Genomic DNA, 13,477 nt, shown 5'->3' with positions numbered 1-13,477 from the left:
GGCCCGGCTCCCGTGAGGTTGCCGACAGTCCACCGCGCGGGTCCCGGACCGGGCGCAACGGACTGACAAACCATGTACCCTGGTCTCACGAACCATTCATACGACATTTCCGGGGCCGTACTCTGTGCCTGAGTGCCGCCGTCCGGACCAAGAGACAGAGGGGGTCACGCCATGGGGCGCGGCCGTCAAAAGGCTAAGGCGACACGGCAGGCGCGGGAGATGAAGTACTTCAGCCCGCAGACCGACCTCACGGCACTCCAGCGGGAACTGCGCGGCAGCGAGCAGATGCCCCCGCTGCGGGAACCGGTCGAGGAGACCGTCGACGAGGACGAGGACGACTACTCGGCCTACGTCGACAAGTACGCCGACGACTACGACGAGGACTACCGCCGGTAAGCCCGGGGAACTCCGCTCGTCTCCACCGCATGACGCAACGAGGTGCCCGTCCTGGACGAGCACCTTCTTCGCGTGTCCGCACACCACAGGAAACGCCCCGCCGGTCGGCGGGGCGTTTCCTGTGGTGTGCGGTGCTCCCGGGGAGGATCAGCCCGTGTGGGTGTTGACCATCCGCACCGCGCCGCCGTCCACTCCTTTCGCGCCCTGCACCCAGTCGGGTCCGCCGTGGTCGGCGTCCGGGTCGACCTCGCCCACGGTGCCCATGACCCACGAGGGCAGGCCGCGGGCAGCGAGGTGGGCGACGGCGTCGTCGGCCACCGCCGGGTCGACGATCGCGACCATGCCCACGCCGAGGTTGAGGGTCCGCTCGAGGTCGGGCAGCGGGACGTTGCCGAGCTGGCTGATCAGCTGGAAGATCGCGGGCAGCTCCCAGGTGCTGCGGTCCACCGTGGCCTCGAGCCCGGCGGGCAGCACCCGGGCGAGGTTCGCGGCGAGGCCGCCGCCGGTGACGTGGCTGAAGCCGCGGACTCCGCGGCCCGTGGTCCGGTCGGGACCGTTGACGGGGAAGGCGGCGGCGAGGTCGAGGACGTCGGCGGCGTAGACGCGGGTGGGCTCCAGCAGCTCCTCGCCCAGGGTGCGGCCGAGTTCGGAGACCTGCCGGTCCAGGGACCACCCGGCCACGTTGATGACCTTGCGGACCAGGGAGTACCCGTTGGAGTGCAGGCCCGAGGAGGCCATGCCGATGACCACGTCACCGGCGCGCACGCGGTCCGGGCCCAGCAGCTCGTCGGCCTCGACCACACCGGTGGCGGCCCCCGCCACGTCGTACTCGTCCGGGCGGAGCAGCCCCGGGTGCTCGGCGGTCTCCCCGCCGACCAGTGCGGTGCCGGCCTGCTCGCAGGCCGCGGCGATGCCGCGCACGATGTCCGCGATCCGCTCGGGCACCACGCGCCCCGTGGCGATGTAGTCGGTCATGTACAGGGGTTTGGCGCCCACCACGACGATGTCGTCGACGACCATGCCCACGAGGTCGAAGCCGATCGTGTCGTGCACGTCGAGGGTCTGGGCGATCGCGACCTTCGTGCCCACGCCGTCGGTCGAGGTGGCGAGGTAGGGCTTGCGGTAGGCGAGCAGCTCCGAGACGTCGAACAGCCCGGCGAACCCGCCGACCCCGCCGATCACGTTGGGGGTGTGGGTGGCCTTGACCGCGCTCTTCATGAGCTCGACGGCGCGGTCTCCCGCCTCGACGTCCACGCCCGCGCTGGCGTAGGTGACGGTGCGGTTCGTGGAGGAGGGGGGCTGGGCCATGTCAGGCGTCCTTCGCGGTCTCGTGCTGGGCGGCGTGCTGGGAACCGGGCCCGGTGGTGGGTCCGGCGGGAACCCGGTCCGCCGGCAGGATCAGGTCCTCGAGGTCGGCGTCGGGCCCGGGGTCGCACCCGGTGGAGGTCGCCTGGACTCCCGGGTCCTCGTCGGAGATGCTGGTGTGCTCGGCCGGTCGGCGGGAGACGCCGTCGGTGGCCGAGGGGCGGGTGTCGATGGACACGGCGGAGGCGTGCTCCGGCCGCTGCGCCACGGACGGGCCGCCGGAGGCCCGGCGGGGCGAGGAGTCCACGGGCTGGCTGGTCTCGAAGACGTTCTTGCCCAGCTTGTCCGCGTCCGGCAGGCGGGTGGGGTACGTCCCGGAGAAGCACGCCGTGCACAGCTCGGACCGCTCCTGCAGGGTGGCGGCGATCATCCCGGCCTCGGAGATGTAGCCGAGGGAGTCCGCACCCAGGGACGCCCTGATCTCCTCGACCCCGAGGCCGTTGGCGATCAGCTCGGCGCGGGAGGCGAAGTCGATGCCGTAGAAGCACGGCCACTTGATGGGCGGGGAGGAGATCCGCACGTGGATCTCGGCGGCCCCGGCCTCCCGGAGCATCCGGATGAGGGCGCGCTGGGTGTTGCCGCGCACGATCGAGTCGTCGATGACCACGAGCCGCTTGCCCGCGACCACGGACTTCAGCGGGTTGAGCTTGAGCCGGATGCCGAGCTGGCGGATGGTGTCCGAGGGCTGGATGAACGTTCGTCCTACATAGGCGTTCTTGACCAGGCCGTTGCCGAACGGGATGCCGGACTCCTCGGCGTAGCCGATGGCGGCGGGCGTCCCGGACTCCGGGGTCGGCATGACGAGGTCGGCGTCGACCAGGTGCTCCCGGGCGAGCCTGCGGCCCATCTCCACGCGGGACTCGTACACGGAGCGGCCGTTGATGGTGGTGTCCGGGCGGGCCAGGTAGACGTACTCGAACACGCACGCGGCGCGGCGGGTCTCGGCGAAGCGCTGGGAGCGCAGGCCGTGCTCGTCGATCACCACGAACTCGCCGGGCTCGATCTCGCGGACCAGGGACGCGCCCACGATGTCCAGCGCGGCGGTCTCCGAGGCCACCACCCAGCCGCGGTCGAGCCGGCCGAGGACCAGCGGGCGGATGCCCTGCGGATCGCGGGCGGCGTAGAGGGCGTTCTCGTCCATGAAGGCCAGGCAGAAGGAGCCCACGAGCTGGGGGAGCAGGTGCATGGCCGCGTCCTCGAGGGAGCCGTGCGGGTGCTCGGCCAGCAGCGCGGTGACCAGCGCGGTGTCCGTGGTGTTGCCCTGCGCCATCTCGCCCTGCGAAGGGAAGCCGGACTTGTCGATGAGCAGTTCGTAGAGCTCCGCCGAGTTGGTGAGGTTGCCGTTGTGCGCGAGCGCCACGGTCCCGTGCGGGGTGGCCCCCAGCGTGGGCTGGGCGTTGGCCCAGTGGGACCCGCCCGTGGTCGAGTACCGGCAGTGGCCCACGGCCAGGTGCCCGGTCAGGGTGGTCAGGGTCGCCTCGTCGAAGACCTGCGAGACGAGGCCCATGTCCTTGTACACCGAGATGCGGTTGCCGTCGCTCGCCGCGATGCCGGCGGACTCCTGGCCGCGGTGCTGCAGGGCGTACAGGCCGTAGTAGGCCAGTTTCGCGACCTCTTCGCCGGGGGCCCAGACACCGAACACGCCGCACGCGTCCTGGGGGCCCTTCTCTCCGGGGAGCAGGTCGTGGCTGAGTTGTCCATCAGGGCGAACCACGTCGATCAGCCTTCTCTCGAGCTTCGGGGGTCGGTGGGCCGGGGGGCGTCCTCCGGCGCGCCGGAGGGGGCGTCGTCGTCCCCGTCCACGACCTCGGTGGTGACGGCCCGTGCCCGGGCCACGGACACCCGGTCCAGCACGAGGGCCAGGACGGCCCCGGCCGCGAGGCCCAGGACCGTGCAGACGGAGACCATGAACAGGGTCACGGCCCCCTGGGTGAATTCGGCGCTGCCGCCGCCCGACAGCCCCACGAGCACGCCCACGACGGCGCCGACGACGCCGCCGAGCAGGACGAAGGCCCAGATGTTGGGGGCGCGGCGCAGGGTCATCTGCTGGCTGCCGGCGGCGGCCAGCGGCACGGCCGCCCGCTCCCGGCGGCGCCGGCGCGGGGACTTCCGCGGGGACGGGCGCGCGGAAGGGGATGAGGGAGTGGAGCTCATGTCTTCAAGGCTACCGGTCGAAGAGGGGCAGGGCGTCCGCGAGATCGGTCCTTGTGCCCGAGGCCACAGCCGCGCCCGAGGCGACGGCCTCCGGCCAGGTCACGGCGCCCGTGACCAGGCCGAGCCACGTGCGGGCGTCGGTCTCGACGACGTTGGGCGGGGTGCCGCGGGTGTGCCGGGGCCCGGCCACGCACTGGGTCACGCCGAAGGGCGGGACGCGCACCTCCACGCTGTTGCCGGGCACCCGCTCGGCGAGCTCCTCGAGGGAGTAGCGCACGGCGGTGGCCACGGTCCGGCGCGGGGTGCCGTCCGGGTCCGCGCGCCAGGCGCTCAGGGCCAGGGTCCCGTCCGCGGGATCGACGCGGCGGCGGGCCACGGCCTAGTCCTGCCCGAGCGCCCGGACCAGCTCCGGTCCGAGCAGCTCCAGGAGGGGGTCCGCCAGGCGGAGCCGGCCGACGGGGTGGGACCCGCCCATGATCGGGCGCACGACCCGCCCGATCACCGCGGCGGCCGCCGGGGCGGGCACGGCCCCGGCGTGGGCGAGCAGGCTCAGGCCGACGAGCGCGTTGGCGCGGGAGCCGCCGTCGAGGACCTTGAGCGCCACGGACCACCCGGTGCGGGTGCCCAGCGCGAGCACGCCCTCCGCGCCGAGCTTCGCCACGACGTCCAGCTCCTCCATGACCACGGTGTTGTACTTGCCGGGCCCGTGCACGAGCTCGGGGTAGTCGAGCATGCACTGGGCCACCGTGGCGGCGCGGGCGTCGGCGTCGAGATTGCCCGCTGCCCGGCCCAGGGTCGAGTACGCCCGGGCGAGACCGGTCAGGGAGATCGCCGCGAGGGGTGCTCCGCACCCGTCCACGCCCACGTGGGCCACGCGCTCGCCGGAGAACTCCTCGACGGTCTCCAGCACGGTCCGCTGCAGGGGGTGCTCCGGGTCCAGGTAGCTTTCCGTGGGCCAGTCGTTCTCGGTGCAGGCCCACAGGAACGCGGCGTGCTTGCCGGAGCAGTTCATGCAGATCCGGGCCTTGCCCCGGCCGGCCCGCACGAGTTCCGTGCGGACCTCCTCGTCCTCGGGCCAGTCCGGCGGGCACTGGAGCGCGTCCTCGGTCAGGCCGGCGGCCCCGAGGATCGAGCTCACGGCGTCCAGCTGCTCGAAGGAGCCGATGTGGGACGCGGAGGCGATGGCCACCTGGGCCCCGCGCAGCGGGACCCCGGCCTTCATGGCGGCGATGGTCTGGAACGGCTTGAGCGTGGAGCGGGGGAAGATCGGGGCGCCGATGTCGCCCAGCTCCACCGCCACGGCCCCGTCCGGAGCCAGGACCACGGCGGAGCCGCGGTGGCGGGACTCGACGAAGCCGCTGCGCTCGAGCACGGCGAGGTCCACGGCACGGTCCGAGGTGAAGGTCTGCATCGCCCCAGTATGTCAGCGGGGCCGGAACCACCGGTGCCGCAGGAGCGTGCCCGCATGCCGGGAACGATGTGCCACTTCCCGGTGCCGCCAACTAGCCTGAGGGCGTGAAGGTTCTGGTACTGGGCCCCGGAGGCCGCGAACACGCAATCATCCGCGCACTGCTGGCAGATCCCGAGGTCGAGCAGGTGCACTGCGCGCCGGGCAACGCCGGGATCGCCCAGCTCGTCCCGGTGCACGCGGTGGACGCCGCCGACCCCGCCGCGGCCACCGCGCTGGCGCGTGAGCTCGCGGTGGACCTCGTCGTCGTCGGGCCCGAGGCCCCGCTGGTGGCCGGCGTGGCCGACGCCCTGCGCGAGGCGGGCTTCCTCGTCTTCGGTCCCTCACGGGCGGCCGCACGGCTCGAGGGCTCCAAGGCGTTCGCCAAGGAGGTCATGGCCTCCGCCGGGGTGCCCACCGCGATGGCGAGGGTCGCCACCACTGAGGAGGAAGCCGCCGACGCCCTGGACACCTTCGGCGCCCCGTACGTCGTCAAGGACGACGGGCTCGCCGCGGGCAAGGGCGTGGTCGTCACCTCCGACCGCGCGGCCGCGCTCGAGCACGCCACGGCGTGCTTCGCCGCGGGCGGGAGCGTGGTGGTCGAGGAGTTCCTCGATGGCCCCGAGGTGTCCCTGTTCGTGCTCACCGACGGCTCCCGCGTGATCCCGCTGAGCCCCGCCCAGGACTTCAAGCGGATCCACGACGACGACGAGGGCCCCAACACCGGCGGGATGGGCGCCTACACGCCGCTGCCGTGGCTGCCCGAGGGCTTCGTGGACCAGGTCGTGGAGCGCGTGGCCCGCCCCACGGTCCACGAGATGCGCCGCCGGGGCACCCCGTTCGTGGGCGTGCTGTACTGCGGGCTGGCCGTGACGACCCGCGGTCTGCGGGTCATCGAGTTCAACGCCCGCTTCGGGGACCCCGAGACCCAGGCCGTGCTGGCCCGGCTCACCACCCCGCTCGGGCGGCTGCTGCGCGACGCCGCGGCCGGCCGTCTCGACGAGGCCGAGCGGCTGCGCTGGCGGCCCGAGACGGCCGTCGCGGTGGTCGTCGCCGCGCAGGACTACCCCGACAGTCCCCGGAAGGGCGACCCGATCGGCGGGCTGGAGGAGGCCGAGGCCCTCGAGGGCGTGCACGTGGTCCACGCCGGCACCGCCCGGGCCCAGGACGGTGAGCACGCCGGGCGCATCGTCTCCGCCGGCGGCCGGGTCCTCGCCGTCGTGGGCCTCGGGACGGACCTCGACGACGCCCGCGAGCGCGCGTACCGGGGCGTGGGACTCGTGGCGCTCGAGGGTTCCCAGCACCGCACCGACATCGCGCTGAAGGCCGCCCGCGGCCGGATCACCGTTCCCGGCGCCTCCGATCCCCGACCCCGTCAGGAGCAGGCATGACCGAGCAGGGCACCGTCACCACTCCGCCCGAGATCCCCGGGTGGATGCACATCTACTCCGGCAAGGTCCGGGAGCTCTACGTCCCCGACGAGTCGCGGCTGCGGGCCACGGGCGTGGCCATCCACGACGACGCCGAGTACCGGGCCGGCTCGGTCCTGGTGCTGGCCACGGACCGGATCAGCGCCTTCGACGAGATCCTCCCCACGGAGATCCCGGACAAGGGCAAGATCCTCACTCAGCTGTCCCTGTGGTGGTTCGAGCAGCTCGCGGGCGTGCCCAACCACGTCCTGTCGACCGACGTGCACGAGTCCGTCCGAGGTCGCGCCGTCGTCTGCAAGAACCTGTCGATGTTCCCCGTCGAGTGCATCGCCCGCGGCTACCTGACCGGTTCCGGGCTCAAGGACTACCGGGAGACCGGCGAGGTCTGCGGCATCGAGCTGCCCCCGGGGCTCGTGGACGGCTCCCGGCTCGCCGAGCCGATCTTCACCCCGACCGGCAAGGCGGAGGTGGGCGAGCACGACCTGCCCATCACGTTCCAGGAGATGGCCGACGGGGTCGGCCACGCCGTGGCCGACCGCCTGCGCGAGCTGACCCTGGAGATCTACACCACCGCCGAGAGGATCGCCCGCGATCGCGGGATCATCGTGGCGGACACCAAGGTGGAGTTCGGCCTGGACTCCTACCGCGGCGCGATCACCCTCGGGGACGAGGTGCTCACCCCGGACTCCTCCCGCTTCTGGGACGCCGAGACCTACGAGCCGGGCAAGGCCCAGCCCTCCTTCGACAAGCAGTACGTGCGGGACTGGCTGCGCTCGGACGAGTCCGGCTGGAACGGGACCGGCCCCGTCCCCCCGCTGCCGGAGCAGGTGGTGGAGCGGACCCGCGCGCGCTACGTCGAGGCGTTCGAGCGGCTCACCGGCCGGACCTTCGACCCGGACGGCAGCTTCTTCCAGGTGGCGGGCCCGCCCGACTACTGAGCGGGGTCAGGTGCCGGGGGAGTCCGGGCTCCACAGCGCGCGGACCATGTCCACGCGCACGAGGTGCCGGTCGTCCTCGCGCAGCGGCGTGCCCTCCTCCCGGTACCGGTCCCGGGCCTCGGCCTGCAGGTGGTCGGCGAGGGTGCCCTGCACGGTGACCACGCGCCACCAGGGGAGTTCCTCCCCGGTCGGATTGCGCGCCATGACCGTGCCCACCACGCGCGGGGAGCGGCACTCCGCGAGCTCCGCGACGTCCCGGTAGGACAGCACCCGGCCCGGGGGGATCCCCGCGACGACGTCCGCCACGCGCCGCGCCAGGCCGGGGTCCACCTCGGCCCGGCGGATCACAGGGCCTCCCGGCCGTCCACCGGAAGGCACACGTCGAGGACCCACTGGCCGTCCGCGGAGCCGCTCTCGGCATGACCGCCCAGCAGGGACACCCGCTCCGCGATACCGCGCAGGCCGAGCCCCGAGGACATCTCCGAGGAGTGGCTGCCCGAGCGCTGGGTGCTCCGCGGCATGGGGTTCGACACGCGCAGGCGCAGCTCGTGGTCGTCCGCGGTCAACTCGATCCGGCAGAGGGACCCGCGCGGGGCGTACTTGATGATGTTGGTGACCGACTCCTGCAGGATGCGGGCTGCCGTGCCGCGCACGGTCGTGGGCATGGCCTCCAGGTCCCCGGTGATGGCGACGTCCGGTTCGAAGCGGAGGTCCCGCAGGCTCGCGGCGAGGGACGTGACCACGTGCTCCAGGCTGCCGATGGCCAGGCCGGCGCCCGTGACGTCCCGGGGGTGCTCCCCTTCGTTCTCGTTGCGCAGCAGGCGCAGCAGCACCCGCAGCTCGTGCAGGGCCGAGCGTGCGGCGTCCTCCACGGTCTCGAGGACCTGGTGCAGCTCACTCACGTCCCCGGAGCGGCGCCGGCTCATGGTCTGCATCGTGATGAGGGTGAGCTCGTGGGCGACGACGTCGTGCAGATCCCGGGCCAGCGCCTGCCGCTCGTCCTCCCGGAGCCGCTCGTTGAGGACCTCGAGGTCCCGGACCCGCTCCTCGTTCTTGCGACGTTGGCCCTGGAAGTACCTGACCGCGGAACCTGCCAAGGTCGCCACGAGCAGTCCGTTGAACGTGAACCAGAACAAAGGGGAGTCGAACGGCCCGTGGACCATCGCGGAGGCGACCGCCCAGACGAAGTACACGAGCAGATGTACGACGAGGAACTTCCTGGTCGCCGTGGCAGCGACCGCGGCCGTCACCACGAAGACGGTGACGATCGCGGACGCCTGATAGTTGGCCAGCAAGGACGTGACGAGACAAGCCAGCGAGGCGGCCGAAGCGTAGGTCGACCGCCAGGCGAGCATGCCGATCGCAGCTGAGGAGAGAATTGCGTCGAGAGTCAGCATCAGATCGGCGTTGACGTCGCCTGTGAAATGCTGGAACAAGTACTGGAGCTGCGTCAGCAGAGTCACGCCGGGATACAGAAGAACCACCACGGACAGCCACATGCCGATGGGTTCGGCTTGGAAGAACGATGTCTTCGGAGCTGTGCGAGGTGGTCGCTCTGCGAGTGTTGCTATGTCAGTCACACCCAAAGGTGTACCGCATCCGAGGAAAAATCATCGGCAGAGGAACGGGAACCATCCGCACATGACGTAACCGGGTGCCTGCGGCTTCTGAACCATCAAAGCATTGGCGGGGGCCGCGGGGCCGACGATGAAGGACGCGGCGAGGGCGGCCGAGGCGATGGCGGTGGTCAGCTTCTTCTTGGACATGGGGGGCTCCTTGGATCACGAGGACAGCACCGGATCGGGGGGTTGCGGCAGGGGTGGGGGGAGAGATGTCCCGGCCGCGAGGGGGGTGTGCTGCCCTGGTACGTTCCATGTTGCCAACGTTAACCACTCGGGCCTATCGACCTTTGTCCAGACCATTTGTGACTTTTGTCGAATATGACGTGTTGCACTTTGGGGGACACGGAAAAATAGACTGTGCGAGTGACTGATTGCAGAGTGCTTGTCGTGGACGACCAGCCGTTGATGCTGGAGGCCCTGAAGTCCTTCTTCTCGGCCGAGCCCGGGTTCGAGGTCATCGCGACGGCCTCCAACGGACGAGAGGGCGTCGACCGATGTCTGGCGTCCGACCCGGACGTGGTGCTGATGGACATGAAGATGCCCGTGATGGACGGGATCGAGGCCACACGCGAGATCACCTCGCGCAGCCCCCGGTCCAAGGTGCTGGCCCTCACGACGTTCTCGACCCTGGAGTTCGTGGTGCCGGCCCTGCGTGCCGGCGCGGCCGGCTACCTGGTCAAGGACGCCCGGCCCGACGAGATCATCGACGCCGTGAACCAGGTGCTCAACAACGAGATCGCCCTCTCCCCGGCGATCGCCCGTGCGCTCGCGGACAACGTCATCTCGGTGCCGGACCAGCAGCAGGAGCGCTCGGCCGACGACGGCCTGCGCTCGTTGCTCACCGATCGGGAGATGGAGACCGTGACCCTGCTGGCGCAGGGGCTGAGCAACCGGGAGATCGCCGAGCAGATGCACGTCTCCGAGGGCAGCGTGAAGGCCTATCTCGGGCGGGTCTGCGAGAAGTTCGGCGTCCGTGACCGCGTGCAGGCGCTCATCAAGGCGTACCAGAGCGGGCTCGTGGATCCGCAGCTGCGCGACCCCTGAGTCGAGCGCCGCTCCGAGGGCGCGGCATCCGGACGGAAGTCCAGTCGATGTGTAGACAAAAGTGCATTCATCTGCATTGGTAAACCCGGCATGATCGGTAGTGCGAGCAGAGAAGAAAAGTCGGTGGATGAGTGAGAGACATCCCCACGGCGCACGGCCCAACCCCCCATGAGGCCGAGCCCCGGACCGGATGGTCCACCGACCTGCTCACGGTAGGGGGCCGCCCCGGGACAGTCCCCCCTGGACCGGGATGCGGCCGCGCAAGGCTTGGATCACCTTGCACCCCCCTCGGCCGATGGCCCCCTACCGTGCAACCTCTGCCCCGCGACTCCACGATCGAGAGCGGCCCCACCGGAACCGGTGGGGCCGCTCTCGTTCGTCCCAGGGGTCCTCCGATCAGGCCGGCCGGTCCTGTTCCTCCCGGGCGGCGGCGCTGTGGCCGAAGAACCAGGTGATGTGCTCCCGCAGCGCGGCGGCGGCGTCTTCCCCCCGGCGCTCCTGGGTGGCGAGCAGGATCGCCCGGTGCTGCTCCTGCAGGGTCCGGCGCACCTGGGGCCAGTCGTCGAGACCGGCGACGGTCTCCTGGACGTACCCGATGGTGGCCTGGCGCAACGACGACATGATCGTCTCGACCACCACGTTGCCGGCCAGGGACGCCAGCAGGATGTGGAACTGCGCGTCGTCGGCGTGGAAGCGCTCGTCCGGAAGGGCGGGGTCCTCCATGGAGGCCACCAGCTCCGCCGCGTGCTCGAGCACCGCCGCCCGCTCCGGGGTCTCGGCCCCGGCGGCCGCCTCGCGGGCGGACTGGGTCTCGAGCAGCAGCCGGGTCTGCACCAGGTCCCGCACCGGCAGCGACCGGGTGGCCACGTGCATCCTCAGTGCCCAGCCGAGCGCGGCCGAGGGCTCCGAGATGACGATCGCCCCGGCGTTGGGCCCCGATCCGGTCGAGGAGCGGACCAGCCCCATGGCGTCGAGGATCCGGATCGCCTCCCGCACCGAGGCCCGGGAGATGCCGAACTCCTCGGCCAGGTGGCGCTCCCCGGGCAGCTTGTCGCCCACCGAGATCCCGCCCGAGCGCAGGCGCTCCTCGAGCCAGTCGAGGACGACGGTGTACATGCGCGATGTTGCGGGCACGGGGGCTCCTCAGGGGGTGGTCGGGACGCGGACCAGTCTAGGGAAGTGCGGGGGCCGCCGGGCCGAGGGGGACGAAGGCCCCCGGCCGGGACCGGGGGCCGTCGTGCACGGGGGTGCCGTCGCGCGCCGGATCAGACGCGGGAGCGGGTGTTGCCCCGTTGCTGGGTCGGTGTGTCCGTGCGCCAGAGTCGGTGGGCCAGGAGGGCGAGTCCGGTGATGAGCAGGACCAGCATGATGGTGCCCAGGTTGAGGCCCAGGCCGTGGATGAAGAGGTAGGCGACCGCGCCGCCGGCGAGGCAGTAGTAGGTGGTCACGATGATGGTCTTGCGCAGCAGGTCTCCTTCGCGTCCGAGCAGTCCCACGGTGGCGGAGGCGGCCACGATGTTGTGGATGGCGATCGGGTTGCCACCGGCCCCGCCGACGGCCTGGGCGGCGACCACGAGCTCGGGGCGCTCCAGGCCGATCGCGGCACCGGTGGAGAACTGGAACTGGGAGAACGTCAGGTTGGACACGGTGTTGGACCCGGCCACGAAGGCCCCCAGCGCCCCGATCCAGGGCGCGATCAGCGGCCAGGAGCTGCCCGAGATCGCCGCGGCCCCCTCGGCGAGGGTGACCGGCATGCTGGAGAGCCCCGAGTCGTTGAGGGCCGGGCCGGACTGGATGAGCACGCGCACCAGCGGCACGGCGAAGAGCAGCGCGGCGGCGGTGCCGGCGAGCTGACCGGCCGAGATCTTCAGCGTGCGGGCGATCTCCCGGGAGTTCATCCGGTGCAGCGCGTAGGCGAAGAGGGAGGCCAGGATCATGAGGAACCCCGGCAGGTAGAACGGCTGCACGGTGGTGGTGATCTCGGTGCCCAGGATGTTCTCGAACGGGATCGCCAGGCCGGTCAGGAACTCCTTCAGCGGGGCGATGACCCGGGTGGCCACCAGCAGCCCGGCCATCAGGGCGTAGGGGGCCCAGGCCCGGACCACGCTCATGTGCGTGGACACGTCCGTGGCCTGGGCCGGCTCGATGGTGCCCATCCAGCGGGCGGGCCACTCGGCGCGGGGGCCGAAGTCGAAGGTGTCCTGGGGCATCAGGAAGCCCTTGCTGGAGGTGAGCATCACCAGCACCAGGCCCAGGAGCCCGCCGAACATCGCGGGGAACTCGGGCCCGAGGAAACGGGCCACCAGCACGTAGGGAACGGTCATGGCCAGGGAGGCGTAGACCGCGAAGGGCCACACGGCCAGTCCGTCGCGGAAGCGGCGGTCGGGGCCGAAGAACCCGGTGAGCATGCTCACGAGGATCAGCGGGATGAGGATGCCCACCACGGCGTGGATGGCCGCGGTGTAGAAACCGATCGAGCTGACGAACTCGGGCATGGTCACGCCCAGGGCGCTGACGCGCTCGGCGACCGCGGGATCACCGCCCAGGCCGTTGGTCACGCCCACCAGGATGGGGGTGCCGACCGCTCCGAAGCTCACGGGGGTGCTCTGGATGATGAGACCGACCATGACGGCGGCCATCGCGGGGAAGCCCATGGCCAGCAGCAGCGGGGCGACCACCGCGGCCGGGGTGCCGAAGCCCGAGGCGCCCTCGATGAAGGACCCGAAGAGCCAGCCGATGATGATGGCCTGGACCCGCCGGTCGGCGGAGATGTTGTTGAACCCGGCCCGGATCGTGGCCATGGCCCCGCCCACCGTGAGGGTCGACAGCAGCAGCAGCGCCCCGAAGACGATGTAGAGCAAGGTGACGGCCACGACCAGGCCCTCGATGGTCGCCGCCAGCACCCCGGTGAAGCTCATCCGCCACACCACCAGCGCCACCACCACCGCGGTGAGATACCCCACCGGCATCGCGAACTTGGCCGGCCACCGGAACCCGGCCAAAAGCACGCCCACCAGCAGGATGGGCAGCAGAGCCAAAAGGCTCAGCACAGCAAGATTGTCCACGGAAAGGTCCTTTCTG

General features: G+C 71.5%; 14 protein-coding genes. 4 read left to right on the top strand and 10 right to left on the bottom strand.

Annotated elements, in window-relative coordinates; genetic code table 11:
• Positions 1 to 171 precede the first annotated feature (171 nt).
• Positions 172 to 396 carry a DUF3073 domain-containing protein gene (locus ACH9D2_RS09715; RefSeq protein ID WP_368797697.1) on the top strand — a complete coding sequence of 75 codons (225 nt, stop codon included), beginning with the start codon at positions 172 to 174 and terminating at the stop codon, positions 394 to 396.
• A gap of 147 nt (positions 397 to 543) precedes the next feature.
• On the opposite strand, the gene purM is transcribed toward ACH9D2_RS09715, so the two are convergent.
• The 5 genes from purM to ACH9D2_RS09690 are packed head-to-tail and all read right to left on the bottom strand — an operon-like array spanning position 544 to position 5,326.
• Positions 544 to 1,704, bottom strand: coding sequence for a phosphoribosylformylglycinamidine cyclo-ligase (purM, locus tag ACH9D2_RS09710; protein WP_396362634.1), 1,161 nt, complete (start codon positions 1,702 to 1,704; stop codon positions 544 to 546).
• Between the two features lies 1 nt (position 1,705).
• The gene (gene purF / locus ACH9D2_RS09705; protein WP_396362633.1) at positions 1,706 to 3,475 is read right to left on the bottom strand and encodes an amidophosphoribosyltransferase; all 1,770 of its coding nucleotides are present in this window, start codon (positions 3,473 to 3,475) and stop codon (positions 1,706 to 1,708) included.
• A 5-nt stretch (positions 3,476 to 3,480) separates the two neighbouring features.
• Positions 3,481 to 3,915 (bottom strand): hypothetical protein, encoded by a 435-nt coding sequence (locus ACH9D2_RS09700; protein ID WP_396362632.1) that lies wholly within the window; start codon positions 3,913 to 3,915, stop codon positions 3,481 to 3,483.
• A 10-nt stretch (positions 3,916 to 3,925) separates the two neighbouring features.
• Complete coding sequence (locus ACH9D2_RS09695; RefSeq protein ID WP_396362631.1) at positions 3,926 to 4,291, bottom strand: sterol carrier family protein; 366 nt, start codon at positions 4,289 to 4,291, stop codon at positions 3,926 to 3,928.
• Between the two features lie 3 nt (positions 4,292 to 4,294).
• Complete coding sequence (locus tag ACH9D2_RS09690) at positions 4,295 to 5,326, bottom strand: asparaginase (protein ID WP_396362630.1); 1,032 nt, start codon at positions 5,324 to 5,326, stop codon at positions 4,295 to 4,297.
• A 104-nt stretch (positions 5,327 to 5,430) separates the two neighbouring features.
• Between ACH9D2_RS09690 and purD the strand changes: the two genes are divergently transcribed.
• Both purD and ACH9D2_RS09680 read left to right on the top strand, forming a co-directional pair.
• Complete coding sequence (gene purD / locus ACH9D2_RS09685) at positions 5,431 to 6,753, top strand: phosphoribosylamine--glycine ligase (protein ID WP_396362629.1); 1,323 nt, start codon at positions 5,431 to 5,433, stop codon at positions 6,751 to 6,753.
• Positions 6,750 to 7,730, top strand: a complete 981-nt coding sequence (locus tag ACH9D2_RS09680; protein ID WP_396362628.1) for a phosphoribosylaminoimidazolesuccinocarboxamide synthase — start codon at positions 6,750 to 6,752, stop codon at positions 7,728 to 7,730. The genes purD and ACH9D2_RS09680 overlap by 4 nt, the downstream gene beginning before the upstream one ends.
• Before the next feature lie 6 nt (positions 7,731 to 7,736).
• Here the strand turns inward: ACH9D2_RS09680 and ACH9D2_RS09675 are convergent, their stop codons facing one another.
• The 3 genes from ACH9D2_RS09675 to ACH9D2_RS09665 form a co-directional block, all read right to left on the bottom strand.
• Positions 7,737 to 8,078, bottom strand: a complete 342-nt coding sequence (locus tag ACH9D2_RS09675) for an MGMT family protein (RefSeq protein WP_396362627.1) — start codon at positions 8,076 to 8,078, stop codon at positions 7,737 to 7,739.
• Positions 8,075 to 9,193: a histidine kinase gene (locus ACH9D2_RS09670; RefSeq protein ID WP_396362626.1), complete on the bottom strand. Its 1,119-nt coding sequence runs from the start codon at positions 9,191 to 9,193 to the stop codon at positions 8,075 to 8,077. The genes ACH9D2_RS09675 and ACH9D2_RS09670 overlap by 4 nt, the downstream gene beginning before the upstream one ends.
• A gap of 147 nt (positions 9,194 to 9,340) precedes the next feature.
• Complete coding sequence (locus tag ACH9D2_RS09665) at positions 9,341 to 9,496, bottom strand: hypothetical protein (protein ID WP_157571337.1); 156 nt, start codon at positions 9,494 to 9,496, stop codon at positions 9,341 to 9,343.
• Positions 9,497 to 9,715: 219 nt separating this feature from the next.
• On the opposite strand from ACH9D2_RS09665, the gene ACH9D2_RS09660 reads away from it, so the two are divergent.
• Positions 9,716 to 10,396, top strand: a complete 681-nt coding sequence (locus tag ACH9D2_RS09660; RefSeq protein WP_396362625.1) for a response regulator — start codon at positions 9,716 to 9,718, stop codon at positions 10,394 to 10,396.
• 396 nt (positions 10,397 to 10,792) lie between these two features.
• On the opposite strand, the gene ACH9D2_RS09655 is transcribed toward ACH9D2_RS09660, so the two are convergent.
• Both ACH9D2_RS09655 and ACH9D2_RS09650 read right to left on the bottom strand, forming a co-directional pair.
• Positions 10,793 to 11,512 (bottom strand): GntR family transcriptional regulator, encoded by a 720-nt coding sequence (locus ACH9D2_RS09655; protein ID WP_396362635.1) that lies wholly within the window; start codon positions 11,510 to 11,512, stop codon positions 10,793 to 10,795.
• 149 nt (positions 11,513 to 11,661) lie between these two features.
• On the bottom strand, positions 11,662 to 13,461 hold the full coding sequence (locus ACH9D2_RS09650) for an L-lactate permease (RefSeq protein WP_396362551.1): 1,800 nt from the start codon (positions 13,459 to 13,461) through the stop codon (positions 11,662 to 11,664).
• Positions 13,462 to 13,477: the final 16 nt, after the last annotated feature.

Origin of the sequence: Kocuria rhizosphaericola, from assembly GCF_044462205.1 — a bacterium.
Lineage (GTDB): Bacteria > Actinomycetota > Actinomycetes > Actinomycetales > Micrococcaceae > Kocuria > Kocuria rhizosphaericola.
The sequence above is the reverse complement of the archived record's forward strand: the minus strand, read 5'-3'. Positions and strand labels throughout refer to the sequence as shown.

What these genes read in the sequence shown, in the direction of transcription:
- ACH9D2_RS09715 (WP_368797697.1), top strand. Translation starts at nt 172, where the DNA reads ATGGGGCGCGGCCGTCAAAAGGCTAAGGCGACACGGCAGGCGCGGGAG.
- purM (WP_396362634.1), bottom strand. Translation starts at nt 1,704, where the DNA reads ATGGCCCAGCCCCCCTCCTCCACGAACCGCACCGTCACCTACGCCAGC.
- ACH9D2_RS09700 (WP_396362632.1), bottom strand. Translation starts at nt 3,915, where the DNA reads ATGAGCTCCACTCCCTCATCCCCTTCCGCGCGCCCGTCCCCGCGGAAG.
- ACH9D2_RS09690 (WP_396362630.1), bottom strand. Translation starts at nt 5,326, where the DNA reads ATGCAGACCTTCACCTCGGACCGTGCCGTGGACCTCGCCGTGCTCGAG.
- ACH9D2_RS09680 (WP_396362628.1), top strand. Translation starts at nt 6,750, where the DNA reads ATGACCGAGCAGGGCACCGTCACCACTCCGCCCGAGATCCCCGGGTGG.
- ACH9D2_RS09665 (WP_157571337.1), bottom strand. Translation starts at nt 9,496, where the DNA reads ATGTCCAAGAAGAAGCTGACCACCGCCATCGCCTCGGCCGCCCTCGCC.
- ACH9D2_RS09655 (WP_396362635.1), bottom strand. Translation starts at nt 11,512, where the DNA reads ATGTACACCGTCGTCCTCGACTGGCTCGAGGAGCGCCTGCGCTCGGGC.